General features: G+C 71.4%; 20 protein-coding genes. 11 read left to right on the top strand and 9 right to left on the bottom strand.

Going from position 1 to position 23,765, the window contains the following annotated elements:
- Positions 1-36 precede the first annotated feature (36 nt).
- Genes IG99_RS40035 through IG99_RS40025 form a run of 3 tightly spaced genes read right to left on the bottom strand, consistent with a single transcriptional unit; the run spans position 37 to position 2,356 of the window.
- Positions 37-447: a RidA family protein gene (locus tag IG99_RS40035; RefSeq protein WP_037683279.1), complete on the bottom strand. Its 411-nt coding sequence runs from the start codon at positions 445-447 to the stop codon at positions 37-39.
- On the bottom strand, positions 444-1,205 hold the full coding sequence (locus tag IG99_RS40030) for an IclR family transcriptional regulator (protein WP_037683277.1): 762 nt from the start codon (positions 1,203-1,205) through the stop codon (positions 444-446). The genes IG99_RS40035 and IG99_RS40030 overlap by 4 nt, the downstream gene beginning before the upstream one ends.
- Positions 1,202-2,356, bottom strand: coding sequence for a sugar kinase (locus IG99_RS40025; RefSeq protein WP_037683275.1), 1,155 nt, complete (start codon positions 2,354-2,356; stop codon positions 1,202-1,204). The genes IG99_RS40030 and IG99_RS40025 overlap by 4 nt, the downstream gene beginning before the upstream one ends.
- Before the next feature lie 133 nt (positions 2,357-2,489).
- Here IG99_RS40025 and IG99_RS40020 point away from each other — a divergent pair, with 133 nt between their 5' ends.
- Both IG99_RS40020 and IG99_RS40015 read left to right on the top strand, forming a co-directional pair.
- A complete protein-coding gene (locus tag IG99_RS40020) occupies positions 2,490-3,755 on the top strand; it encodes an amino acid deaminase (RefSeq protein WP_037683274.1) in 1,266 nt (421 codons plus the stop codon).
- 10 nt (positions 3,756-3,765) lie between these two features.
- Positions 3,766-5,409, top strand: coding sequence for an N-acyl-D-amino-acid deacylase family protein (locus IG99_RS40015; protein ID WP_037683272.1), 1,644 nt, complete (start codon positions 3,766-3,768; stop codon positions 5,407-5,409).
- A gap of 13 nt (positions 5,410-5,422) precedes the next feature.
- Here the strand turns inward: IG99_RS40015 and IG99_RS40010 are convergent, their stop codons facing one another.
- Together IG99_RS40010 and IG99_RS49275 are read right to left on the bottom strand one after the other, a co-directional pair.
- Positions 5,423-6,346, bottom strand: a complete 924-nt coding sequence (locus IG99_RS40010) for a S1 family peptidase (protein ID WP_037683270.1) — start codon at positions 6,344-6,346, stop codon at positions 5,423-5,425.
- 148 nt (positions 6,347-6,494) lie between these two features.
- Positions 6,495-7,556 carry a hypothetical protein gene (locus tag IG99_RS49275; protein WP_158973339.1) on the bottom strand — a complete coding sequence of 354 codons (1,062 nt, stop codon included), beginning with the start codon at positions 7,554-7,556 and terminating at the stop codon, positions 6,495-6,497.
- 126 nt (positions 7,557-7,682) lie between these two features.
- Between IG99_RS49275 and IG99_RS40000 the strand changes: the two genes are divergently transcribed.
- Positions 7,683-8,894: a pyridoxal phosphate-dependent aminotransferase gene (locus IG99_RS40000; protein ID WP_037683267.1), complete on the top strand. Its 1,212-nt coding sequence runs from the start codon at positions 7,683-7,685 to the stop codon at positions 8,892-8,894.
- Positions 8,895-9,010: 116 nt separating this feature from the next.
- Positions 9,011-9,436 carry an SCO4983 family protein gene (locus IG99_RS39995; RefSeq protein WP_037683266.1) on the top strand — a complete coding sequence of 142 codons (426 nt, stop codon included), beginning with the start codon at positions 9,011-9,013 and terminating at the stop codon, positions 9,434-9,436.
- A 471-nt stretch (positions 9,437-9,907) separates the two neighbouring features.
- On the opposite strand, the gene IG99_RS39990 is transcribed toward IG99_RS39995, so the two are convergent.
- Positions 9,908-11,731, bottom strand: a complete 1,824-nt coding sequence (locus tag IG99_RS39990; protein WP_037683265.1) for a phosphoenolpyruvate carboxykinase (GTP) — start codon at positions 11,729-11,731, stop codon at positions 9,908-9,910.
- A gap of 330 nt (positions 11,732-12,061) precedes the next feature.
- On the opposite strand from IG99_RS39990, the gene trhA reads away from it, so the two are divergent.
- The 4 genes from trhA (at position 12,062) to IG99_RS39970 (ending at position 15,852) form a co-directional block, all read left to right on the top strand.
- Positions 12,062-12,775, top strand: a complete 714-nt coding sequence (gene trhA, locus IG99_RS39985) for a PAQR family membrane homeostasis protein TrhA (RefSeq protein ID WP_037683264.1) — start codon at positions 12,062-12,064, stop codon at positions 12,773-12,775.
- A 111-nt stretch (positions 12,776-12,886) separates the two neighbouring features.
- Positions 12,887-14,446: an MFS transporter gene (locus IG99_RS39980; protein WP_037683262.1), complete on the top strand. Its 1,560-nt coding sequence runs from the start codon at positions 12,887-12,889 to the stop codon at positions 14,444-14,446.
- 11 nt (positions 14,447-14,457) lie between these two features.
- Positions 14,458-15,087 carry a TetR/AcrR family transcriptional regulator gene (locus IG99_RS39975; protein WP_463607367.1) on the top strand — a complete coding sequence of 210 codons (630 nt, stop codon included), beginning with the start codon at positions 14,458-14,460 and terminating at the stop codon, positions 15,085-15,087.
- 33 nt (positions 15,088-15,120) lie between these two features.
- Complete coding sequence (locus IG99_RS39970; RefSeq protein WP_037683259.1) at positions 15,121-15,852, top strand: Mut7-C RNAse domain-containing protein; 732 nt, start codon at positions 15,121-15,123, stop codon at positions 15,850-15,852.
- A 42-nt stretch (positions 15,853-15,894) separates the two neighbouring features.
- On the opposite strand, the gene IG99_RS39965 is transcribed toward IG99_RS39970, so the two are convergent.
- Complete coding sequence (locus tag IG99_RS39965; protein ID WP_037683296.1) at positions 15,895-17,928, bottom strand: thioredoxin domain-containing protein; 2,034 nt, start codon at positions 17,926-17,928, stop codon at positions 15,895-15,897.
- A gap of 113 nt (positions 17,929-18,041) precedes the next feature.
- On the opposite strand from IG99_RS39965, the gene IG99_RS39960 reads away from it, so the two are divergent.
- Entirely contained in the window at positions 18,042-21,236 is a 3,195-nt protein-coding gene (locus IG99_RS39960) for a tetratricopeptide repeat protein (RefSeq protein WP_037683257.1), read from the top strand.
- 33 nt (positions 21,237-21,269) lie between these two features.
- Here IG99_RS39960 and IG99_RS39955 read toward each other — a convergent pair whose 3' ends face one another.
- On the bottom strand, positions 21,270-21,530 hold the full coding sequence (locus IG99_RS39955; protein WP_037683256.1) for a hypothetical protein: 261 nt from the start codon (positions 21,528-21,530) through the stop codon (positions 21,270-21,272).
- Positions 21,523-22,383 carry a mycothiol conjugate amidase Mca gene (mca, locus tag IG99_RS39950; protein ID WP_037683255.1) on the bottom strand — a complete coding sequence of 287 codons (861 nt, stop codon included), beginning with the start codon at positions 22,381-22,383 and terminating at the stop codon, positions 21,523-21,525. The genes IG99_RS39955 and mca overlap by 8 nt, the downstream gene beginning before the upstream one ends.
- Positions 22,384-22,552: 169 nt before the next feature.
- On the opposite strand from mca, the gene IG99_RS39945 reads away from it, so the two are divergent.
- Positions 22,553-22,951, top strand: a complete 399-nt coding sequence (locus IG99_RS39945) for a DUF4307 domain-containing protein (RefSeq protein ID WP_037683252.1) — start codon at positions 22,553-22,555, stop codon at positions 22,949-22,951.
- Positions 22,952-23,122: 171 nt separating this feature from the next.
- Entirely contained in the window at positions 23,123-23,623 is a 501-nt protein-coding gene (gene greA / locus IG99_RS39940) for a transcription elongation factor GreA (protein ID WP_037683250.1), read from the top strand.
- Positions 23,624-23,765 lie beyond the last annotated feature (142 nt).

The following is a 23,765-nucleotide window of genomic DNA, read 5'->3' as shown; positions in this document are numbered from 1 at the left end:
CCCCTGCATCGTTATCAGACGCCTACACGAACACGCTCAGCCGAGCACGGCGAGCGCGTCGATCTCGATGAGCAGACCCGCCGGAAGACCGACGTAGACGGTGGTGCGGGCGGCGGGGGGCCGGGTGAGGCCCTGCTCCTCGAAGTAGGCGTTGTAGATCGCGTTCATCTCGGCGAAGTGGTCCACGTCGGTGAGGTAGACACGGATCATCATCGCGTCGTCCCAGCTCGCGCCGCCCTCTTCGAGGATCGCCTGGACGTTGGCGAGGGTCTGGAGGGTCTGTTCGCGCAGGGTCGGCCCTGCGGGCGTGGGGGGCTTGCCCTCCTCAGCGGGCAGGAAGCCGACCTGGCCGGCGACCTGGAGGATGTTCCCCTTCTTCACGCCGTGCGAGAACCTCGCGGGAGGAGTGGTGTGGGTCTTCGGGGTCAGCGCGATCTTGTCCGTCACACGATGTCCTTTGCTGGAGTCCTGCCGGAGTACTCCCCGCTGATGGCGTCCGCGGTGCGGCAGACCAACGGGAGCAGGGTGAGGAGTTCATCGGCGGTGACGACGACGTTCGGCGCGGAGACCGACATCGCGGCGGCCACCCGGCCGTCGGCGCCGCGGATGGGGGCCGCGACACAGTTGATGGACTCCTCGTGGCCGCCGAGGTCGGCGGCCCAGCCCTGTTCGCGCACCTTCTCCAGCTCCCGCAGGAAGGCGGGCGCGCTGGGGGTCGAACGGGCCGTGTAGAGGGGGTAGTCGAGCTTCTCCGCGAGGGCCCGCCGCTCGCGCTCGGGGAGGTCGGCGAGGAGCAGCTTGGCGACGGCGGCGACGGTGATGGCGACGGGCTTGCCGATCCGCGAGTACATGCGCACGGGGTAGCGGCTGTCCACCTTGTCGATGTAGAGGACCTCGTTCTCCTCGTACACGGCGAGGTGGACGGTGTGCCCGCAACTCTCGTTCAGGCGTGCGAGGTGGGGGTGGGCGATCTCGCGGATGTCGAGGTTCTCCATCGCCTCCTGGGCGAGGGCGATGAGGCGGGCGCCGAGCCGGTAGCGCTGGTCGGACTGGCGGTAGACGAGGCCGTGTTCGTGGAGGGTGCGCAGCAGGCGCAGGGCCGTGGACTTGTGGACGCCGAGGCGGTCGGCGACCTGGCCGAGGTCGGCGGGGCCCTCGGCGAGCAGCGGCAGGATGCTCAGGGCACGGTCGACGGTCTGGCTCATGGGGTGCCTACCTCCTCGGCGGCCCGGTGCGCGGCCCGGGTCGTCCAGCCGGGGCCGAGTCGAAGTGTCCCCCACGCCGTGTCGTCGAGGGCGGCCAGCCGGTCGGCGTGGTCACGGGCGGGCGGCGTGGCGAGGTCGCCGGGGACGGTGAGGGCGGCGGCGGCCATGAGGTGGCCGTGGCGCAGCCGGTCACGGACGGGCAGTCCACGCAGGGTGGCGGAGAGGAACCCGGCCGCGAAGGCGTCCCCGGCGCCCACGTCGGCGACGGCGGTGACACGGAGGGCGGGGACGAAGGTGGACGGTGCCGGTGCCGGCCGGGGGCGGGTCCCGCGACCTGGTGTTGACGGCATGCCGCCGTGCTGTGCGCCGCCGGGGGCCGCTCCGGTGGCTCGGCTGCCCGAGGGGTGACGGAACAGCGTCGCGCCGCGCGCTCCCTGCTTGACCACCAGGGTCTCCGGCTCCGGCAGCAAGGCCCTGATCTCCTGCGGCCCTCCCGTGACGCCCCAGGCTCCCTCGGCCTCGTCCTCCCCCACGAACACGATGTCGGCGCGGCGGGCCAGGTCGAGCAGGACGCGCGGGCCGTCGGCGTCGGGCCACAGCCCCGGGCGGTGGTTGACGTCGAAGGAGACGAGGGGCCGTCCGGGCCGGGGCTCGGTCAGCTCCCACATCAGGGCGAGGCAGTCGTCGGACAGCGCCGGTGTGATCCCCGACAGGTGCAGCACCCGTCCCGCGCGCACCGCCGGGAGGTCCACAGTCCGCGCCGACATCGCCGAGGCGGCCGATCCGGCCCGGTAGTACGCCACCTCGTGGGCGTCGGTGGCCCGGTCGCCGGCCGTGCGGAAGTAGACGCCGGTCGGGCGCGTCGGGTCACGTCGTACGGAGGTGACGTCGACGCCGTAGGCCCCGATCTCCTTCACGAGGTGGTCGCCGAAGCCGTCGGCGCCGACGCTGCTGACCCAGCGGGTCGTGTGCCCGGCCGCGGCCAGGGTGCAGACGACGTTGGACTCGGCGCCACCGATGGCCCGGTCGAAGGAGGGAACGTCGGCGAGGCGGCCCGCCCGGGAGGGCAGGAAGGTGACCATGGACTCGCCGAGCGCGACGACGTCGACGGCGTCGACGTCGGGGGCGTCGCGGTGTCCGGTGGGGGTCACGATCGTCGTAGCTCCTCGGTGCGGGGTGCGGGTGGTCTCGTTGACCCCGCGTGGCCGAGATGTTAGACAGCAATGAACGACATATGCAATGGACGTTGCACTTATCGCAACGACCCTGATCAGGAGGCTCTTGATGAGCAGCGAAGCGCTCGCCCGCCTGGCGGAGGAACGTGTCGACCACCGCTTCAAGGGCCTCCCGCCGGACGCCGACGGACTGACCGTGGGCGAGCTGGCCGCCCAGCGCCGTAACCTCTTCACGGGCGGCTTCGCCACGCCCGTGCTCGCGCTGTCCGCGGAGCGCTTGGAGCACAACCTGCGGCTCATGGAGGCGTACGCGGACCGCCACGGTCTGCTGTTCGCCCCGCACGGCAAGACCTCCATGGCCCCGCAGCTGTTCCGGCGGCAGATCGAGTACGGCGCGTGGGGCATCACGCTCGCGGTGCCGCACCAGGTGCGGGTGGCGCGGGCGTTCAGGATCGAGCGGGTCTTCCTCGCCAACGAGCTGGTGGACCCGGCGGCGCTGCGCTGGATCGCCGCCGAGCTCGCCGCCGACCCGGCCTTCCGTCTCGTCTGTTACGTCGACTCCGTGCGCGGGGTCGAGCTGATGGACGCGGCTCTCGCGGGGGCGCCGCGCCCGGTGGACGTCGTGGTCGAGCTGGCGGCTGGCGAGGGCGCGCGCACCGGGGTGCGGACCGAGGCGGAGTGCGCGGCGGTCGCGGACGCGGTGGCCTCGGTGCCGACGCTGCGGCTGGTCGGTGTCGCGGGGTACGAGGGCGAGGTGCCGCGGGCCGACCCCGAGCGGGTGCGGTCCTGGCTGCGGCGGCTGGTGACGCTGGCCGTGGACTTCGACAAGGCGGGACGGTTCTGCGGCGTCGAGGAGATCGTCGTCAGCGCGGGCGGCAGCGCCTGGTTCGACACGGTCGCCGAGGTGTTCACGGAGATCCCCGAACTCTCGCTGCCCGTCCTGAAGTTGCTGCGCTCGGGCGCGTACGTCTCGCACGACGACGGCCACTACCGCAGGCTGACCCCCTTCAACCGCGTCCCCGAGGAGGGCGCGCTGGAGCCCGCGTTCCGTCTGTGGACGCAGGTGGTCTCCCGCCCGTCCGCCGAGCAGGCCTTCGTCAACGCGGGCAAGCGGGACGCGGCGTACGACCTCGACCTGCCCTTCGCCCAGGCGGTCCGCCGGGACGGCGCCGAGCGCCCCGCCACCGGTGTCTCGGTCACCGCCCTGTCCGACCAGCACGCCTGGCTGCGTACGACCGGGGAGGCGGACCTGGAGGTGGGCGACTGGGTCGGGCTCGGCCTGTCCCACCCGTGCACGTCCTTCGACAAGTGGCAGCTGATCCCGGTGGCCGAGGCGGACGGCACGGTCGTCGACTACGTCCGCACGTTCTTCTAGGAGGTCCGGCGTGGAAGAGCTCGTCATCCGGGACGCGGACGTCGTCGACGGCTCCGGTGAACCGTCGTACCGCGCGGACGTGGTGGTCGACCGCGGCCGGATCGTGTCCATCGTCAAGGAGGCCGCGGCGGCGGGCTGTCAACGGCCGAAGGCCGTGCGGGAGCTGGACGCCGAGGGCCTGGTCCTCTCCCCCGGCTTCATCGACATGCACGCCCACAGCGACCTGGCCCTGCTGCGCGACCCCGACCACAGCGCGAAGGCGGCACAGGGCGTCACCCTCGAAGTCCTGGGCCAGGACGGGCTGTCGTACGCGCCCGTCGACGACCGCACGCTGGAGGAGGTCCGCCGGGCCATCACCGGCTGGAACGGGTACGGCGACGACATCGACTTCGACTGGCGGTCGGTGGGCGAGTACCTGGACCGGCTGGACCGGGGTTTCGACGGCCGGGGCATCGCGGTCAACGCGGCCTATCTGATCCCCCAGGGCACCGTGCGCGCCCTCGCCGTCGGCTGGGAGGACCGGGAGGCGACGCCCGAAGAGCTGGACCGGATGCGGCGGTTGGTCGCCGAGGGGATGGAACAGGGCGCGGTCGGGCTGTCCTCCGGTCTCACCTACACCCCGGGCATGTACGCCGAGGACGCCGAACTGACCGAGCTGTGCCGGGTGGTGGCGTCGTACGGCGGCTACTACTGCCCGCACCACCGCTCCTACGGCGCGGGCGCCCTGGAGGCGTACGCGGAGATGGTGGCACTGACCCGGGAGGCGGGCTGCGCCCTCCATCTCGCCCACGCCACGATGAACTTCGGCGTGAACAGGGGCCGGGCGCCGGAGCTGCTGTCGCTGCTCGACGAGGCGCTGGCGACCGGAGCCGACATCACCCTCGACACCTATCCGTACACACCCGGCAGCACCACCCTGGCGGCCCTGTTGCCGAGCTGGGCGAGCGAGGGCGGCCCCGAGGAGGTCCTGCGGCGCCTGGCGGACGGGGAGACGGCCGAGCGGATCCGCCACCACCTGGAGGTGCTCGGCGCGGACGGCTGTCACGGGGTGCCCGTGGAGTGGGACACGATCGAGATCTCGGGCGTCGGCGATCCCGGACTCCACGCGTACGTCGGCCGTACGGTCCAGGAGTCCGCGGACCTGCGCGGCGAGACCCCCTGGACGATCGCTCGCCGACTGCTGCTGGACGACCGGCTCGCCCCGACGATCCTCCAGCACGTCGGCCACGAGGAGAACGTGCGGACCGTCATGCGCCACCGCGTCCACACCGGCGGCTCGGACGGCATCCTCCAGGGTGCCAAGCCGCATCCACGGGCGTACGGCACATTCCCGCACTACCTCGGCCACTACGTAAGGGAGTTGGAGGTCCTCTCGCTGGAGGAGTGCGTCGCCCACCTCACCGGACGCCCGGCGGCCCGACTGCGCCTGCCGGACCGGGGTCTCGTCCGCGAGGGCTACCGGGCGGACCTGGTGCTGTTCGACCCGCGGGCGGTGGCGGCGGGCTCGACGTACGACGCCCCGCGCACACTGCCCACCGGCATCCCCTACGTCCTGGTGGACGGCAGGTTCGTGATCGAGGACGGCCGCAGGACGGACGTGCTCGCGGGGAGGGCGGTCCGTCGCAGTCCCATGGGACGGAACGCCTCTCCGTGACGTGCTGCGGCGCCTACGGCTTGGGCAGGGTGCAGCCGCTCGCGCTGAGGTTCAGCTGGTTGCGGGTCGTGAAGCAGGCCGGGAACTGGTAGGTCTCCTGGGCGTAGTTGATGCCCTCCCGGACGGTGACGTTGCCGTTCGCGTCGACCTCGCAGGGGTTGTTGTCGGTGCAGCGCTCACCGTCCTCGTTGCCGGTGTTGTTGACCGCGACGACCTTGCCGGTGGCCTGGTCGACGACCGGGGAGCCCGACGTGCCGCCGATGGTGTTGCAGCTGGAGGTGTAGCGGACCGAGTCCTTCCAGGTCCAGGAGCCCTCCTTGAGGCGGTAGGCGAACCCGTCGACGTTGCAGCTGTAGAGCCGCTTCCAGTAGCCGGAGGCGACGGTGATCGCGGTACCGGCCGTGGGGTGCGTGTCCTGCACGGTGAGCGCGCTGATGCCATAGGAGTTCTTGATGGTCGCGTACGTGGTGGTGAGCTGGTAGATCGTGGCGTCCGTGTCGGTCATCGTCGAGTACGCGATCTTGCTGGCGCGCAGGGTGGCGACCCGGGTACCGGAGGAGTTGAGCAGGCCGAAGCTGCGGCTGGAGGCCTGGTTGACGATGACCTCACCCGGGTCCGGGAAGCCCGTCTCCAGGCAGTGGCCGTTGGTGAGCACCAGCGCCGGGTCGGTGTCCAGGGAGTTCGGGAAACGGACGACGGAACCGGAGCAGTTGCTCAGCGCGACGGTTCCGGCGAGGGTGACGGCCTTGAGGGTGGGCGACGCGGCCTTGGCGCCGGCCTGCTGTGCGGAGACCTGTGCGGCTGTCTGTGCGGTGGTCTGTGCGGTTGCCTTCGCCGCGGGGGCGGGAGCCGTGGTCATGGGCGCCGCGACCGCGGGTGCCGCGCCGGCCCCGGCGATCGCCAGGGCGAAGATCGCGGCAACGAGAGGCTTTCTCATGTGGGGGTCCCCTCTTACGACAAGGCGACCGGAGATCTTCCGGCCGCCTGCTGTCTGTTTTTGTCATGCGCATTGTGATCGCAGAGGGGTGGGCGGGCAAGGAGCTGTTTCCAGCCATGCGGGGGCCGGGGGGCGGCCTCGGCGCGGGTTACCTGGGGCCCTTGGTGTTGCCCTGACCGCGGCCCTTGCGGCCCGAGTTGCCCGGGGCCGAGGCGGTCGACGTGGCAGGGGCGGAGGACGTGGGGGCCGGCTGCGGGGCGGTGGACGTGACGGGGTTCCGGGACGGCTCGGCGCTCGCCCTCGGGTCCGGGGACGCCACGGGTGCCGCGCCCACCTCGGACGGGGCGCCCACCGCCGGGTCCTGCGGGCGCTCCGGGACCGTGCCGGCCGGGCCGGTCCCGGACCGGTGCGGGGAGGGCGTGGGTCCCGGGCGGCCGGGGGTGGAGCGCGTGCCGTCGCTCGTGCCCGGCTGCCCGTCGGACGAGGACCCGGAGAGCGAGAATGCCGCGATCAACGCCGCCACCGACACGGCACCCACGGCCCCCGTGGCCACCACGGCACGCCGCCGCCCGCCACGCCTGCGCCGCGCACGCCGGCCGGAGCGGGTGCCGCCACCGAGGCCGCCGTGGGACGGCCCGACGCCGCGGCCGCCCGTGACGGGCACCGGCCCGACACCCCCGCCGGACACCGGCCCGACACCCCCGCCGGGCGCCGGCCCAGCACCCTCGCCGGGAGTCGGCCCAGCACCCTCGCCGGGAGTCGGCCCAGCACCCTCGCCGGGAGTCGGCCCAGCACCCTCGCCGGGAGTCGACACCGAGCCGTCCCACGAGGCCACCCCCGCGGGCGTCGAGGCCTCGCCCCAGCCACCGCCCCTGGACGCGGAGGCACCCCAGTCAGCCCCTTCCGGCCCTGTACCGGCAGCCCGGCCCGCCACCCCCTCCGGCGCCGCGCCGTCACCCCGGCCCGCTCCCCCGGATGGCCGATCGGCGTCCCCGTTCGTGTCCTCCAGGGCCGTTCGAGGGAGTTCCGCCGTCTCGTCGTAGGCGTTCTGCCAGCCGTGTGCGGCCGCGGGGTCGGCGTACAGGTCGTAGGACGGGGTCTCGGGGGCAGGCGGGTGGTACACGTTCGGCGGCACCTGAGGCGCACCGCCCTCGCCGTGCGCACCGGGGACGCCGTACGCGCCGTTGTCGTGCTGCGGTGGCCTGGACATGGCCGCGCATTGTAGAGACGGGTGGGGCACCTGAAACAGCGATCGGCGATAACCGTACAAACCGACGCGTCCCACGTGGTGGAAAACACCACCCGCGAGGCGTTACCGGGCCGTAAGCTCCCAGACATGCAGGTGATCCAGTCGACCAAGCTCGCCAATGTCTGTTACGAGATCCGGGGCCCGGTGCTCGAGGAGGCGATGCGGCTTGAGGCGGCAGGGCATCGCATCCTGAAGCTGAACACCGGCAACCCGGCCGCGTTCGGCTTCGAGTGCCCGCCCGAGATCCTGGAGGACATCCTCCGCAACGTGTCGTCGGCGCACGGCTACGGCGACGCGAAGGGTCTCCTCGCCGCCCGCCGCGCCGTCGTCATGCACAACCAGACCCTCGGCATAGAGACGGACGTCGAGCACGTCTTCATCGGCAACGGCGTCTCCGAGCTGATCGTGATGGCGATGCAGGGCCTGCTGGACGACGGCGACGAGGTCCTGGTCCCGGCACCCGACTACCCCCTGTGGACGGCCTCCGTCTCCCTCTCCGGCGGCACCGCCGTGCACTATCGCTGCGACGAGCAGTCCGACTGGATGCCCGACCTCGCGGACGTGGAGCGGAAGGTCACCGACCGCACCAAGGCCATCGTCATCATCAACCCGAACAACCCCACGGGCGCGGTGTACGACGAGGCGATGATCAAGGGGCTCACCGACATCGCCCGCCGGCACAACCTCCTGGTCTGCTCCGACGAGATCTACGACAAGATCCTCTACGACGACGCCACGCACACCCCGACCGCCGCGGTCGCGCCGGACCTGCTGACGCTGACGTTCAACGGCATGTCGAAGGCGTACCGGGTCGCGGGCTACCGGGTCGGCTGGATGTCGATCTCCGGGCCGCGCGCGCACGCCGACTCCTACATCGAGGGCCTGACAATCCTCGCGAACATGCGGCTGTGCGCGAACATGCCGGGTCAGCACGGCGTGGTCGCCGCGCTCAGCGGGCGGCAGACGATCAACGACCTGGTGTTGCCGGGCGGACGCCTGAAGGAACAGTTGGACGTCGCCTACGAGATGCTGACCCAGATCCCGGGGGTGAGCTGCGTACGGCCGAAGGGGGCGCTCTACCTCTTCCCGCGCCTCGACCCCAAGGTGTTCAAGATCAAGGACGACCGGCGGATGGTCCTGGACCTGCTGCGCCGCGAGAAGATCATGGTTGTCCAGGGCACCGGCTTCAACTGGCCGGAGCCCGATCACTTCCGGGTCGTCACGCTGCCCACGGTCGGCGACCTGCGGGACGCGATCGGCCGGATCGGTCACTTCCTCGACGGATACAGCCAGCCCTGAGGCGCCGGGCCGGGCGCTCACGCTGCGTAGAGCGTCCGTCCGATTTTGCGAACGGCTCAACTTTAGACGAAATCCAAGCTAGGATGGTTTCCTGTCAGAGCACAGGAGGCCATCTCATGTACGAACCGATCCGCACCAAGTCGGTGCACACCACGATGGCCGGCACCACCTCCGACTTCCCCCACCGGTCGCGCGAGGAGGAGCTGGACATCCAGCTCGCCGGGCATCTCGCGGCGCTGCTCGCCGTCACCGACGAGTTGCGCGCGCTTGCCCCGGACACCGACCTGGACACCGCGGCCGAGCGGCTCGCACAGCAGGTGACCCGACTGCGGGGCGGCCGTACGCCGGTCCGTGCGGTGGCCTCCGGCGGGAGCGAACCCCAACTCGGCGCGCTGCACCAGCGGGCGCACGATCTCGCGGGCCGTGCGCTGGTCGTCGCCGCGTCGCGTGCCGACACCGCGGTGGCGATCCTCGCGGCACGGCGCATGGACGCGCACTCCGCCGCGCTGTCGGAGTCGCGGGAGTTGAGCGCCGCCGGCTGATCCCCGAGGGGGTCCTTCGAACGGCCCCGGTCCGCGTGCACCCGCAGCGACGCGCGGACCGGGAGCCACGACACCGCGTTGGCTTGGCGGGCCTTGTGAGTTGCCGCGAGCTGCCCGACCTGATGCGGCCGCCGCTCGGCACCGCCGAGATTCGCCGTCGCGGCTGAGCGCCGTGGCGGCGATTTTCGTTGTTACCGACGGCATAGAGGCTTCGCGGCAACGGTCACTCGGCACCGCCGGGGTCCGCCGTCGCGGCGGTTAACTGTTTGGGTGACCGTCGGAAAGAAGGCGCGACGCGCCTCGCTCGGCACCGCCGAAATCCGCCGTCGTGGCTGAGCGCCGTCGCGGCGGATTCCGGGGTGGCTGTCGGTTCGTGGGTGCACCACGTCCGACGGTGGAGAAACGCACCGCGGCCGGCCGTGACGATCGCTGGTCAGGGCACATCCGGGCCGGCCGCGGAGTGGGGTGGGGTCAGCCCAGGCGCTGGACCAGGGCGTGGTACTCGTCCCACAGTTCCTTGGGCGTGTGGTCGCCGAAGGTGTTGAGGTGGTCGGGGACCAGGGAGGCCTCCTCGCGCCAGACCTCCTTGTCGACCGTGAGCAGGAACTCCAGGTCGGAGTCGGCCAGTTCGAGGCCCTTGGTGTCGATGGCGTCCTTGCTCGGGAGGATGCCGATCGGGGTCTCGACGCCTTCCGCCTTGCCGTCCAGGCGCTCGACGATCCACTTCAGGACGCGACTGTTCTCGCCGAAGCCGGGCCAGACGAACTTGCCCTCGTCGTTCTTGCGGAACCAGTTGACGTAGTAGATCTTCGGCAGCTTCGCCTGGTCCTTGCCCTTGGCGACGTCGACCCAGTGGCCCATGTAGTCGCCCATGTTGTAGCCGCAGAACGGCAGCATGGCGAACGGGTCGCGGCGCAGCTCGCCGACCTTGCCCTCGGCTGCGGCGGTCTTCTCGGAGGCCACGTTGGCGCCGAGGAAGACGCCGTGGTTCCAGTCGAAGGACTCCGTCACCAGCGGCACCGCGCTGGCACGGCGCCCGCCGAAGAGGATCGCCGAGATCGGCACGCCCTTGGGGTCCTCCCACTCCGGCGCGATGATCGGGCACTGCGCGGCGGGGGTGGTGAAGCGGGCGTTGGGGTGGGCGGCGGGAGTCTCCGAGGACGGAGTCCAGTCGTTGCCCTTCCAGTCGGTGAGGTGGGCCGGAGTCTCCTCCGTCATGCCCTCCCACCAGATGTCGTTGTCGTCGGTCAGCGCGACGTTGGTGAAGACCGAGTTGCCCCACAGGGTCTTCATCGCGTTGGCGTTGGTGTGCTCACCCGTGCCGGGCGCGACGCCGAAGAAGCCGGCCTCGGGGTTGATCGCGTACAGACGGCCGTCCTCGCCGAAGCGCATCCAGGCGATGTCGTCGCCGATCGTCTCGACCGTCCAGCCGGAGATCGTCGGCTCCAGCATGGCGAGGTTGGTCTTGCCGCAGGCGGAGGGGAAGGCCGCCGCCACGTACTTCGACTCACCCTGCGGGGGCGTCAGCTTGAGGATCAGCATGTGCTCGGCCAGCCAGCCCTCGTCGCGCGCCATGACGGACGCGATGCGCAGGGCGTAGCACTTCTTGCCGAGCAGGGCGTTGCCGCCGTAGCCGGAGCCGTAGGACCAGATCTCGCGGCTCTCGGGGAAGTGCGAGATGTACTTGGTGGAGTTGCACGGCCAGGGCACGTCCGCCTGGCCTTCCTCCAAGGGCGCCCCGAGGGTGTGGACGGCCTTGACGAAGAAACCGTCCGAGCCGAGTTCGTCGAGGACCGGCTGTCCCATGCGGGTCATGGTGCGCATGGACACGGCGACGTAGGCGGAGTCGGTGATCTCGACGCCGATCGCGGAGAGGTCCGAGCCCAGCGGACCCATGCAGAACGGGACGACGTACATCGTCCGGCCCTTCATCGAACCGCGGAAGACGCCCTTCTCGCCCTGGAAGATCTCCCGCATCTCCGCGGGCGCCTTCCAGTGGTTGGTCGGGCCGGCGTCCTCCTCCTTCTCGGAGCAGATGAAGGTGCGGTCCTCGACCCGGGCGACATCGGTGGGGTCGGAGGCCGCGTAGTAGGAGTTGGGGCGCTTGATGGGGTCGAGTTTCCTGAAGGTGCCCTTCTCGACGAGCTCCTCGCACAGTCGCTCGTACTCGGCCTCGGATCCGTCACACCAGACCACGTTGTCCGGCTGGGTCAGTTCGGCGATCTCGTTCACCCAGGAGATCAGCTCCTGGTGCTGGGTGGGGATGACGGTGGGAGCCGCGATGTCGCGCGCCACGATAGCTCCTAAATGAGGGTTTTTGTCCTTGTTGCCCCGTGGGGGCCGCGACCCGGATGCTTCGATGTCGATCTTCTGGCGCTCATCCGGTGCCGACCGCACTCATTTGATCATCCGACGGGTCCGCCCATATGTCCAGAGGAGCGCACAGGTGAGCAGAGTGAGGATCGCCACGTGTAAGGCAGCCCCTTTGCGGCCACTTGACGTTCAGCGGGAGGTCCCTTGACCCGGCTCGCAAAAGCCGAACCGCCGTGAGATGATGGCCACTCTTGGGTGATCCCGCTGCCCTACTGATCCGTAACTTACGGTCCCGTAGGTACGATTCGGTACATGACTGCGCCCGTCCCCGACGCGCCCATGGACACGCCGGTCACCGGCCGCGTCTCCTCAGCGCTCTCGCTGCCGCATCCGATCAAGCCCAAGCTGCGAGGCTGGCTTCATCTGGGCATGTTTCCGGCCGCGCTCATCGCGGGTCTGGTACTCACGGCTCTGGCCGACTCACCCCGCGGCCGCATCGCCTGCGGTATCTACGCCCTCACGGCCTGCCTGCTGTTCGGCGTGAGCGCCCTGTACCACCGGGGCACCTGGAGCCCGCGCATGGACGGCGTCCTGCGCCGCCTGGATCACGCCAACATCTTCTTGATCATCGCAGGCACCTACACCCCCCTCACCCTGCTCCTCCTGCCGGGCAGCAAGGGCCAGTGGCTGCTGTGGGGTATCTGGGCGGCCGCGCTCGCGGGCATCGCCTTCCGGGTGTTCTGGGTCGGCGCCCCGCGATGGCTCTACACCCCCTGCTACATCGCCATGGGCTGGGCGGCCGTCTTCTTCCTGCCCGACTTCATGCACACCGGCGGTATCGCGGTCCTGGTCCTGGTCATCGTCGGCGGCCTCCTCTACAGCGCGGGCGGCGTGATCTACGCCATCAAGCGGCCCAACCCCTCACCGCGCTATTTCGGCTTCCACGAGGTCTTCCACTCGCTCACGCTCGCCGCGTTCGTCGTCCACTACGTCGGCATCTCGCTGGTGGCCTACCAGCACGCCTGACCCCTCCCCGCCTCCCCGAGACGGCCACGGCTTCAAGCCGTGGCCATTTTTCATGCCCTCGACACGCCTCACGATTGACAGTAACTACGTTTTGACAGCTACTCTCATTTCATGGTTACTGTCACTCAAGGGGTCGTCACGGCTCCCGACCCCCGCCGCTGGTGGGCCCTCGGGGCCCTGGTCGCGAGCATGCTGACGCTCGGCTTCGACATGACGATCCTCAACGTGGCCCTGCCGACGATGGCCGGCGATCTCGGCGCCACCACCGGCGAGCAGCAGTGGATGGCGGACGCGTACATCGTCGTCTTCGCCGCGCTGATGCTCCCGGCGGGACTGCTCGGCGACCGGTTCGGACGCCGGCTGATGCTGATCACCGGGCTGGGCGTCTTCCTCGCCGGGTCCCTGGTGGGGGCGCTGGCCGGGGACGTGACCTGGGTGATCGTCGCCCGCGCCGTCATGGGCGTCGGAGCGGCACTGGTCACGCCGCTCGCGCTGTCGGTGCTGCCCTCTCTCTTCTCAGCCGACGAGCGCACAAAGGCCCTCGGCATCGTCTCGGCCGGCTCGACGCTCGGGCTGCCGCTCGGTCCGATCCTCGGCGGCTGGCTGCTCGACCACTTCTGGTGGGGCTCGGTCTTCCTGATCAACCTCCCCATGGCCGCGCTCGGTATCGCCGCCTGCGTCCTCCTCCTGCCGGAGACCCGCGACCCCGCCTCCCCCGAGGTCGACCCCCTCTCCACCGCGCTCACCGCGACCGGGCTCGGCGCGCTCATCTACGCGATCATCGAGGCACCCACACGCGGCTGGGGTGACCCGCTGGTCCTCGCGATGTTCGCGGCGTCCGCCGCGCTGATCGCCGCGCTCGTCCTGCGGGAGCGGCGGGCCGCGCGCCCCATGCTCGACATGGGACTGCTCGCCCAGCGCGGTTTCCTGTTCAACACGCTGGCCGCGACCCTGGTGATGTTCGTCCTGTCCGGCCTGATGTTCGTGCTGCCCCCCTACCTCCAGGCGGTCCTCGGGCAGGATGCCCTCGGCACCGGTGTGCGGCTGCTGCCGATGATGGGCGGGCTGATGGTCGCCGCCCGGGCCGCCCAGCCGGTCGTCGTCCGGTTCGGGGCGCGGGCCGTGGTGAGCGCGGGCCTGGTGGTGCTGGCCTTCGCCGCGCTGCTCGGCAGCCGTACGACCGTCGGCTCCGGCTACGGGTTCACCGCGCTGTGGCTGTCCGTCGCCGGCCTCGGCTTCGGCTTCTCGATCGTGCCCGCGATGTCCGGCGCCCTCGGCGCCCTGCCCGCCGACCGGGCGGGCAGCGGCTCGGGGCTGCTGATGACCCTGCGTCAGGTCGGCGCGGCGATCGGCATCGCCCTGCTCGGCAGCCTGCTGGCGAGCGCCTTCCGCGACCGTCTCGACGTCTCGGGACTGCCCGCCGGGGCCGCCGACACCGCCGGCGAATCCGTGGTCGCGGCGCACCTGATCGCCGAGAAGGCCGGCTCCGCGCACCTGGCCGCCTCCGCGAACGACGCTTACGTGCACGGCATGACCCTGGCCCTGCTGGTGTGCGGCCTGGCGGCCCTGGTCGCCGCCCTGCTCGCCGCGGCTCTCCTGCCGGGGACCGCGGCGGCCCGGCACCAGGGGAGCGCACTCCCCGACGTGGTCTCCCCCAAGGCCGATGCCTGAGAATGGCCCCCATGACGGCCGCACGCACCCCCACCCCCGCCGACCGCCCCCGGCTGGGACTCCGTGAACGGAAGAAGATCAAGACCCGCGAGGCGATCCGCGAGGCGACCTACGCTCTGATCAAGGAGCACGGGTACGACGCCACGACGATCGAGCAGATCGCGGAGCGGGCCGAGGTGTCGCCGTCGACGGTGTTCCGGTACTTCCCGACCAAGGAGGACATCGTCCTCACCGACGAGTACGACCCTGTCCTCCTGGAGGAGCTGCGGGCCCGGCCCACCGACGAACCCTGGCCGGACACCGTCCGGCACGTCATGCGGGAGGCCATCCGCACGGGCGTCGAGGAGGACGCGGAGGTCGCCAGGCTGCGCACCCACCTGATGGTGCAGGTCCCCGCGGTGCGCTCACGGATGATGGAGAGCATGTCGGTCACCGGCCGCATGCTCTGCGCCGCCATCGCCGAGCGCACCGGCCGCGACCCCGACAGCCTGGAGGTCCGGGTCTACGCGATGTCCCTCATCGGCGGCCTGATGGAAACCTCCCTGTACTGGGCGGAGAACGGCCACCGCGACGACTTCGCCGCCCTCGTCGACCGCACCCTGGAGGTCCTCCAGCACGGACTCCCCCAGGAAGAAATCTGAGGTCACCCCCCTCGGACGTGCGATCCTGACCTGGTGACCGCACCCGAGATCCATGTCGAAGTCGCGCCCTCCCTCGCCCTGTTCGTCCCCCACGGCCGACGCGGCGGCGCCACCGCACTGGCCGTCGACGGCGTCTCCACCCTCGGCCATGTCGTCGAGTCCCTCGGCGTGCCGCTGACCGAGGTCGGCGCCCTGGTCGTGGACGGCCGTGAGGTGCCGGTCTCGCACATCCCGGCCGACGGCGAGTCCGTGACCGTGCGGGAGGTCCAGCGGCCGCAGCGAGTGCCCGGCGCTCCCCTGCGCTTCCTCCTCGACGTCCACCTCGGCACCCTCGCCCGCCGGCTTCGCCTGCTCGGCGTGGACACGGCGTACGAGTCGACGGACATCGGCGACCCGGCCCTCGCCGCCCGCTCCGCCGCCGAGCAGCGGGTCATGCTCAGCCGCGACCGGGGCCTGCTGCGCCGCCGCGAACTGTGGGCGGGTGCCTACGTCTACAGCACCCGCCCCGAGGACCAGCTCCACGACATCCTGGACCGCTTCGCCCCCGAGCTGCGCCCCTGGACCCGGTGCACCGCCTGCAACGGCCTCCTCCACCAGGCCACCAAGGAGGAGGTCGCCGACCAGCTGGAACACGGCACCCACCGCTCGTACGACGTCTTCGCCCAGTGCAACGAGTGCGGGCGCGCGTACTGGAAGGGCGCACACCACGAACAGCTGGAGGCGATCGTGGAGGCGGCGCTGAGCAGGGGCGACCAGGGCAGCTGAGTACGCGGCCCGGTCACCGCCCCGCTCGTCGGTTCAGCCGGTTCAGCCGGTCAGCGCCGCGCGCAGCCGCTCCGCGTCGGTCGTCGGGGCGTCGCATGTGAAGTTGCGGCAGACGTACGCCGCCGGCTCCCCGCCGACCAGCGGGCGCTCGGCGAGCAGCGGGAACTCGTCGCTGTCGGGCGTGCCGTAGGCGACGACCGCTCCGGGGGCGGTGCCCAGGAGTGCCGTACGGTGCAGGGACCGGGTCGCGGGATCGTCGAGCGCGGGTCCCACGACCGCGACCTCGCGCGGCCCGTCGAGCAGCGCCTCGGCGACGGCGAGGCCCCAGCCGATGAACCTCGGCACCCGCGGCCCGAGCGCCTTCACCACGCCCAACGCCCGCTCGGCGGCGGTGCGGTGGGTTTCGGAGCCGGTCTGGGCGGCGTACCCCAGCAGGGCGCCGGCGGCGGCCGTCCAGCCGGACGGGGCCGCGTTGTCGGTGGGATCCTGCGGCCGGCGGATCAACTGCTCGGCGTCGGCGGCGGTGTCGTAGAGGGCACCCGACTCGGAGTCGGTGAAGCGGGTGACGACGTGGTCGAGGAGGAGCCCTGCGAACTCCAGCCAGACGCCCTCGCCGGTCACGGACGCGAGCGCGAGGAAGCCCTCGGCGACGTCGGCGTAGTCCTCCAGCACCCCGGCGTTCGCGCCCGCGTGGCCGTCCTTGCTGGTCCGGGTCAGACGGGCCCGGTCGTCCAGGTGCAGACGGACGAGGAGGTCGGCCGCGGCGACGGCGGCGTCCACCAGGTCGGGGCGGTCGAAGTAGGCGCCGGTCTCGGCGAGCGCGGCGACCGCGAGCCCGTTCCAGGCGGCGACGACCTTGTCGTCCCGGCCGGGGGCGGGCCTGGTCTCGCGGGCCTCCCGCAGCCGCCGCTTGATCGACTCGACCTTCCCGGCGTCGAGGAACCCGTCCTGCTGCGGGAGTTGCAGCACGGAGGCGCCCTCCTCGAAGGTGCCCTCCTCGGTGACGCCGAAGTACCGCGCGGCGAGCTCGGCGTCCTCCGGGCCCAGGACGTCGGCGAGTTGCTCCGGCGTCCACACGTAGTACGCGCCCTCCACGTGCTTCCCCGTACCGTCGTCGCTGTCGGCGTCCAGCGCGGACGCGAAACCGCCCTCGGCGGTGCGCATGTCCCGCACCAGGAAGTCGGCCGTCTCCAGCGCGACCCGGCGCGCGAGCTCGGAGCCGGTGGACCGCCACAGGTGGGCGTACGCGCGGCACAGCAGCGCGTTGTCGTACAGCATCTTCTCGAAGTGCGGCACCACCCAGTCCCGGTCCACGGAGTAGCGGGCGAAGCCGCCGCCGAGCTGGTCGTAGATCCCGCCGCGCGCCATCCGCTCGCAGGTGTCCCGCGCCATCTGCAACGCGCCCTCGGCGCCGGTGCGGGCGTGGTGGCGCAACAGGAACTCGATCACCATGGACGGCGGGAACTTCGGTGCCCCGCCGAAGCCGCCGCGCTGCGGGTCGTACTCCCGGGTGAGCCCGAGCAGCGCCTGCGCGAGCTCCTCCTCGCCGGGGGCCTGGGCACCGCCGTAGGAGATCTCCCGCTGCGCCAGGTCCCGCACGATCTTCCCGGCCACCTCGGCGACCTCGTCCCGCCGGTCGGTCCAGGCGTGGTGGACGCCTTCCAGGACCTGCCGGAAGGAGGGCATGCCGTGCCGGGGCGCCGGCGGGAAATAGGTCCCGAAGTAGAAGGGCTCGGCGTCCGGCGTGAGGAACACCGTCATGGGCCAGCCGCCCTGCCCGGTGGCCGCCTGCACGGCCTCCATGTACACGGCGTCGACGTCGGGGCGCTCCTCGCGGTCCACCTTGACGTTCACGAAGTGCTCGTTCTGGTAGGCGGCCGTGGTGTCGTCCTCGAAGGACTCGTGCGCCATGACGTGGCACCAGTGGCAACTCGAGTAACCGACACTGAGCAGCACCGGAACACCCCGCTCGCGGGCCTCCTCGAAGGCCTCGTCCGACCAGGGCCACCAGTCGACGGGGTTGTCGGCGTGCTGGAGGAGGTACGGGGATGTCTCATGGGCCAGTCGGTTCGGCATGGAGTCCATCCTGCCCCAGTACACCGATCGCAGCCTTCCCGCACCCTCGCGTCATTCGGCCGTCCGCAGCACACTTGGCTGGTAACGATGTTGCTGCCGGAGGGGGACGGGACATGAGGGACGGCCATCGGGCGGACGCGGAGCGGCTGTTGGGGAGGGCCGTGGAGGAGGAGATGCGCCGCTCGGGCGGCCGCGGCGACGCCCAGGTGCTGATGTCACGGGCGCGCGGCGCGCTGGACACCATGGCGCAGACCGCGGCCGAGGAGTACGAGGCCTACACGCGCGCCCTCGACGAGGCGGAGGCCGGCCGGCTCACCTTCGGACAGCGCTACGCCCGCGAGGGCGGCGCTACTCCGCTGCTGGTGGCGGGGGTCGCCGCGGTCACGGCCGCGGTGGCCGACCTGGCCCTCGGCACCGGCACGGGAACCGCCTTGGGTGCCGGTGTGACCGTCGGCGTGATCGGTGCGGCGGCGACCGTCGTCAAGGTGGCCGGCTCCCACCTGCCCGCCGCCCACCACCGCGCGGGCGCCGCCGGACAGCCCGGCGGGCCCGAGCAACTGCGGCTGCAGTGGCTGACGGCGCTGGAGGTACGCGGCATCCGCCCGTTCCTCGACCAGCAGCGGGTGATCACCGCGTCCACCGGGCCGACGAAGGCCGGGCCGCAGCTGCGCAGCGTGGACAAGAGCGCGGCCGCCCGGGGCCGGAAGGTGCTGGAGCAGTCCTTCGGGCAACTTCCCGACCCCAGCGGCACGTTCGCGGGACGCCGTCAGGAGGTGGCGCGGATCCGGCAGTGGGTGCAGGCGGCGCGCGCGAGCACCGAGACCCGGCCGACGGTGGTCGTGCTGCACGGGGAGCCGGGCAGCGGCCGTACGACCCTCGCGGTGCGGGCGGCGCACGATCTGCGGGACCAGTTCCGCGGCGCCTGCGTCGTCGACCTGCGCGGCCACAGCGCGGCGCCGCTGTCCACCCGGGACGCGCTCCTGCACCTGCTGAACCGGCTGGGCGCGCCGCGCGAACAACTGCTGTTCCGTGAGCGGTCCTCCCCCGAGCAGCAGGTGAAGCGCTTGAGCGAGCTGTACCACCAGCACCTGACCGGTCTGCCGGTCACCGTGATCCTCGACGACGCCTCCGATCCCGAGCAGATCCGCACCCTCGTCCCCGAGCGCTCCGACAGCCTGGTCCTGGTCACCGCGCGCGGCCAGCTCGACCTGCCGTCCGACCTGCCCGCGTGGGTGCACGAGCTGCCGGTGGAGGCGCTGGACGCGGCCGGAGCGGAGGAACTCCTCGGCGCGGTCACCCAGGACGATCCGGGGCCCTACGACGCCGAGTCCGCCGACCGGATCCGCGAGCTGTGCGGCGGGCTGCCGCTGGCCCTGCGCATCGCGGGCTCCTCCCTCGGCCCGCGCTCACCGCGCGGGCTCGCCGCCGACCTGGAGGCGTACGGGCCGGTGGAGCCGGTCGAGCGCGCCCTGTGGCTGCGCTACACCGACCAGTCCGACCCGGCACGGCGACTGCTGCGGCGCCTCGCGCTGGCGGGCCGGGCCTCGCTGGGCGCGGCCGCGGCGGCGGCCCTGCTCGCCACCGACCGCCCGGAGGCCACCCGGCACCTGGTGGTCCTCGCGCAGGCCGGCCTGATCGACCACGTGCGTGGCAACCGCTACCGCCTGCACGACGTGGTACGGGCCTTCGCCCGGGCCCGCCTCCTGGACGAGGAGGACCCCGCCGAGCGCACGGCCGCCCAGGAACGGCTGATCGTCAGCTACGCCGAGCTCGCCGACTCGGTGCTGCGCCTGGTCGACGGCAACATGTCGACCCGCTCGGACCGCTTCAGCCCGCACGGCTTCACCTCCCTCGACGAGGCGCTGCGCTGGCTGGACGACGAGTCGAGCTTCATCACGGCGGCGCTGCGGCACGCGGAGGGCGTGAACGAGGCGGCCGTACTGAACCTGCTGGGCGCCCTGTGCGACTACTGCCTGCTGCGCGGCGACCTCTACCGGCTCGGTGAGATCAGCGAGCTGGCCCAGGCGGTCGACCGGGGGCTGCTGCTGCGCTCCGTACAGTGGCGCACCGGCATCGCGGCCCGGCAGCTCGGCGAACTGGACAAGGCCCGCACCACGCTGACCTCGGTCGTCGACCTCTACATGCAGGCGCATCACGACGCCGGGGCGGCCCGCGCCCTGTGCTCCCTCGGCATCACCCTGCACCACCAGGGCAACCTCACCGAGGCGTCAGCGAAGCTGCGGGAGGCCCTGGAGTTGCAGGCCGCGCCGGAACTGGCCACGGACCGCGCCTGGACGATGCACGCGCTGGCCGCGGTCGAGCGCGACCGGGGGCATCCGGCCGAGGCCCTGGACCTCCTCACCCGTTCCCTGGTCCTGCACCATGAGGGCGGTTCCGTGCACGGCGAGGCATGGGCGCACTTCCAGCTCGGCCAGCTCAACCTGCGCCGCGGTGACGTCGAGGCGGCGGAGAGCGAGCTGCGCCAGGCCCTCGACCTGTACGGCCGCACCCGCGACGCCCGCGGCGAGGCCTGGGCCCTGACCCAGCTGGCCCGTGCCCGTCTGGTCGCCGGGGACCCGTCCCCGGCGGTCGACGGACTGCGCAGCGCGGCCGCCCGGCACCGCGACAACGAGGACGCGCGCGGCGAGGCCTGGACCGTCTACTACCTGGGGCAGGCCCTGGAGGAGACGGGCGACCTCGACCGCGCGGTCCGGGAACTCGAACGCTCCCGGACGATGTTCTCCCGCATCCGTGACGTCTACGGCCTGGCCTGCGCCCGCCACCACTCGGCGCGCGTCACCCGGGACCAGCGCGCCGCGCAGACGGGCTCACTGCGCAACTCCGGCTTCGCCCGGCAGCTCCTGGTCGACGCCCGCGCCGACTTCCAGCGCATCGGCGTCGCCCACGGCGAGGCGTGGACCTGCCTGGAGCTCGCCGTCGTCGACGCCGGCAACGCCCGTACGCAGCAGGCACTCGCCCTGTGCGACGAGGCGACGGCGCTCTTCACCTCGTACGGCGACGAGCGCGGCGCGGACTGGGCCCGTTTCCTGCGCTGCACACTGCTGCCCTACGCCGCTCCCGGCGGCGTCGAGATCGGCAGCGCGGTGGCCCAGGAGGAGCTGGCCCAGCTGTCCCGCGCGGCTCACCCGCTGCGGGACGAGAAACTCGACGACTACATCGAGGCCCACCAGCTTCTCCTGGAACGCGGCGTCAGCCTGGAGTCGGGCTGGCAGGCCTGGAGCCTGCGCATGGTGCCGGACCGGCACGCCCGGGAGGTGATGGGCGTACCGACACCGGCGCACCAGTGAGACCCGGGGCGCCGGTGTGTCCGTCGGCTGCCCCTAACCCTGCTGCGGCTTGGCCTCGCCGGACATCTTGGCGGTGTCCTTGGCGGGGTCAGTCGCGTCCTCTTCCGGCTTCTCGAAGTCGACCTTGCCCATGTGGCGGTTCATGGACTTCATCAGGCCCCACACCGCCACCGCCATCGCCGCGAAGACGATGAAGCCGAGGACGCCGGGGGTGACCTTGTTCTCGTCGACCTCCTTGGCGAGGGGGACGAGGTGCGTCATTGCCAGGCTCACGCTTGCGCTCATGTCAGGCATTGTCTCGGATGCCCGCAAAGAGGTCGTCCTCGGGGAGGGAGGTATCGACGAGGGACTTCGCGAGCTCGTACTCCTCCGTCGGCCAGACCTCCCTCTGCAGCTCCATCGGCACCCGGAACCAGCCCCCGTCGGGGTCGATCTGCGTGGCGTGGGCGATCAGCGCCTTGTCGCGGATCTCGAAGAAGTCGGCGCACGGAATGTGCGTGGTGAGCGTGCGCTCGGCGCGCTCGACCTCGCTCCACCGCTTGAGCCACTCCCCGTACGGCGACTCCAGGCCCCGCTCCAGCATCGCGTTGTGCAGCGCCTCGGTTCGAGGCCGGTTGAAGCCCTGGTTGTAGTACAGCTTCCGCGGCTGGTACGCCGGGCCGAACTCCGCCTCCGGGTACTTCTCGGTGTCCGCCGCGCCCTCGAACGCCACCATCGAGATCTTGTGGGTCATGATGTGGTCGGGGTGCGGGTAGCCGCCGTTCTCGTCGTAGGTGGTGATCACCTGCGGGCGGAACGAGCGGATCTGCTTCACCAGCTCGCCGGCCGCCTTGTCGACGTCCTCGAGCGCGAAGCAGCCCTCGGGCAGCGGCGGCAGCGGGTCGCCCTCGGGCAGCCCGGAGTCGACGAAGCCGAGCCACTCCTGCTTGACGCCCAGGATCTCGCGGGCCTCGTCCATCTCCTTCTTGCGTACCTCGTGGATGTGCTCCTCGATGTACGTGTCGCCCTGCAGCTTCGGATTGAGGATGGAGCCGCGCTCTCCCCCCGTGCAGGTCACGACCAGCACGTCCACCCCCTCGGACACGTACTTCGCCATGGTGGCCGCGCCCTTGCTCGACTCGTCGTCGGGGTGGGCGTGCACGGCCATCAGTCGCAGCTGGTCAGTCAAGACTCAATCCTCAGTTAAGTCGGCGCCCGGTGTGAGCGGGTGCGATCGGCGCTTCTATAGTGACCGAATCGGGGGGCGAATAATTCCGGAGCCCGGATCCGGCGGCCCGCCGTCGGACCGCCGCCCGCCCCAGCCGAGAGGGACGATCATGACGACGGCGAGCACGCGACTGCCCGAGGGCCGTTACGGCCGTGCCTCGGACGAGCGCGCGGACCGCAAGCTCAAGATCGCCGGAGCCGTCCTGGGCGCGGCCCTGCTCGCGTTGATCGGTTACTTCGCCTACTACTACGTGGGCCAGAACAAGATCAGCGCCGAGGTCATCACCTTCAAGGCCTCCGCCACGGCGGTCGAGGTGCATCTCGAGGTCCACAAGGACGCCGGTGCGAGCGGCTACTGCACGATCCGCTCCCAGGCCGGGAACGGCGCCGAGGTCGGCCGGGCGGACTTCCGGTTCTCCGGCTCCGACACCCGCATCGACAAGGTCGTGACGCTCCGTACCACGTCCCAGGGGACGACGGCCGAGTTGCTCGGCTGCCACGCCGACTGATCCCGTCCGGAATACGTAGACGCTGACCTGCGCCGACGTAATTCTGGTGGCTTATGTCCTCCCCCTTCGGCCGCTGAATTGTTAGGCTCGTGGTTTCGCCCATCCCTGGAGGAACATGCTTCCGGGTAGGGCGACGCTCTTGTATTTCCCCAGTACCGACGAGGAGCACCTGTGACCCAGACCAGCGAGTCCGTCACCTGGCTGACCCAGGAGGCGTACAACAAGCTCAAGAATGAGCTTGAGTACCTTACTGGTCCTGCGCGCACGGAGATCGCCGCCAAGATCGCCGCCGCGCGTGAGGAGGGCGACCTGCGCGAGAACGGCGGGTACCACGCGGCCAAGGAGGAGCAGGGCAAGCAGGAGCTCCGTGTGCGCCAACTGACCCAGCTCCTCGAGAACGCCAAGGTGGGCGAGGCCCCGACCTCGACGGACGGCGCGGTGGCTCCCGGCATGGTCGTCACGATCGCTTTCGACGGCGACGAGGACGACACGCTGACCTTCCTGCTCGCCTCCCGTGAGTACGCGAGCTCCGACATCGAGACCTACTCGCCGCAGTCCCCGCTGGGTTCCGGCGTGATCGGCCACAAGGTCGGCGAGGACGCGGACTACGAACTGCCGAACGGCAAGAAGGCCTCGGTGCGGATCCTGAAGGCGGAGCCGTACAGCGGCTGAGGCCGCGCGTCCCACATGGGCTTCTGAGGCCCCCGGTGCCCCTGGCGGATTCTCGGGGTCCTCGCAACACCTGATGGTTTACGCGGCTGTCAGTAGATCACGCAGGCGCTCGGCTGGGGTTCTCCAGCCGAGCGTTTTGCGT

The organism is Streptomyces griseus subsp. griseus, from assembly GCF_000720255.1.
Taxonomy (GTDB): Bacteria; Actinomycetota; Actinomycetes; order Streptomycetales; family Streptomycetaceae; genus Streptomyces; species Streptomyces griseus_I.
The sequence above is the reverse complement of the archived record's forward strand: the minus strand, read 5'-3'. Positions and strand labels throughout refer to the sequence as shown.

Bases quoted from the DNA above. Each gene is read 5' to 3' on its own strand.
- IG99_RS40030 (WP_037683277.1), bottom strand. From the start codon at position 1,205: ATGAGCCAGACCGTCGACCGTGCCCTGAGCATCCTGCCGCTGCTCGCC.
- IG99_RS40020 (WP_037683274.1), top strand. From the start codon at position 2,490: ATGAGCAGCGAAGCGCTCGCCCGCCTGGCGGAGGAACGTGTCGACCAC.
- IG99_RS40010 (WP_037683270.1), bottom strand. From the start codon at position 6,346: ATGAGAAAGCCTCTCGTTGCCGCGATCTTCGCCCTGGCGATCGCCGGG.
- IG99_RS49275 (WP_158973339.1), bottom strand. From the start codon at position 7,556: ATGTCCAGGCCACCGCAGCACGACAACGGCGCGTACGGCGTCCCCGGT.
- IG99_RS40000 (WP_037683267.1), top strand. From the start codon at position 7,683: ATGCAGGTGATCCAGTCGACCAAGCTCGCCAATGTCTGTTACGAGATC.
- IG99_RS39995 (WP_037683266.1), top strand. From the start codon at position 9,011: ATGTACGAACCGATCCGCACCAAGTCGGTGCACACCACGATGGCCGGC.
- trhA (WP_037683264.1), top strand. From the start codon at position 12,062: ATGACTGCGCCCGTCCCCGACGCGCCCATGGACACGCCGGTCACCGGC.
- IG99_RS39980 (WP_037683262.1), top strand. From the start codon at position 12,887: ATGGTTACTGTCACTCAAGGGGTCGTCACGGCTCCCGACCCCCGCCGC.
- IG99_RS39975 (WP_463607367.1), top strand. From the start codon at position 14,458: ATGACGGCCGCACGCACCCCCACCCCCGCCGACCGCCCCCGGCTGGGA.
- IG99_RS39965 (WP_037683296.1), bottom strand. From the start codon at position 17,928: ATGCCGAACCGACTGGCCCATGAGACATCCCCGTACCTCCTCCAGCAC.
- IG99_RS39960 (WP_037683257.1), top strand. From the start codon at position 18,042: ATGAGGGACGGCCATCGGGCGGACGCGGAGCGGCTGTTGGGGAGGGCC.
- IG99_RS39955 (WP_037683256.1), bottom strand. From the start codon at position 21,530: ATGCCTGACATGAGCGCAAGCGTGAGCCTGGCAATGACGCACCTCGTC.
- mca (WP_037683255.1), bottom strand. From the start codon at position 22,383: ATGGCCGTGCACGCCCACCCCGACGACGAGTCGAGCAAGGGCGCGGCC.
- IG99_RS39945 (WP_037683252.1), top strand. From the start codon at position 22,553: ATGACGACGGCGAGCACGCGACTGCCCGAGGGCCGTTACGGCCGTGCC.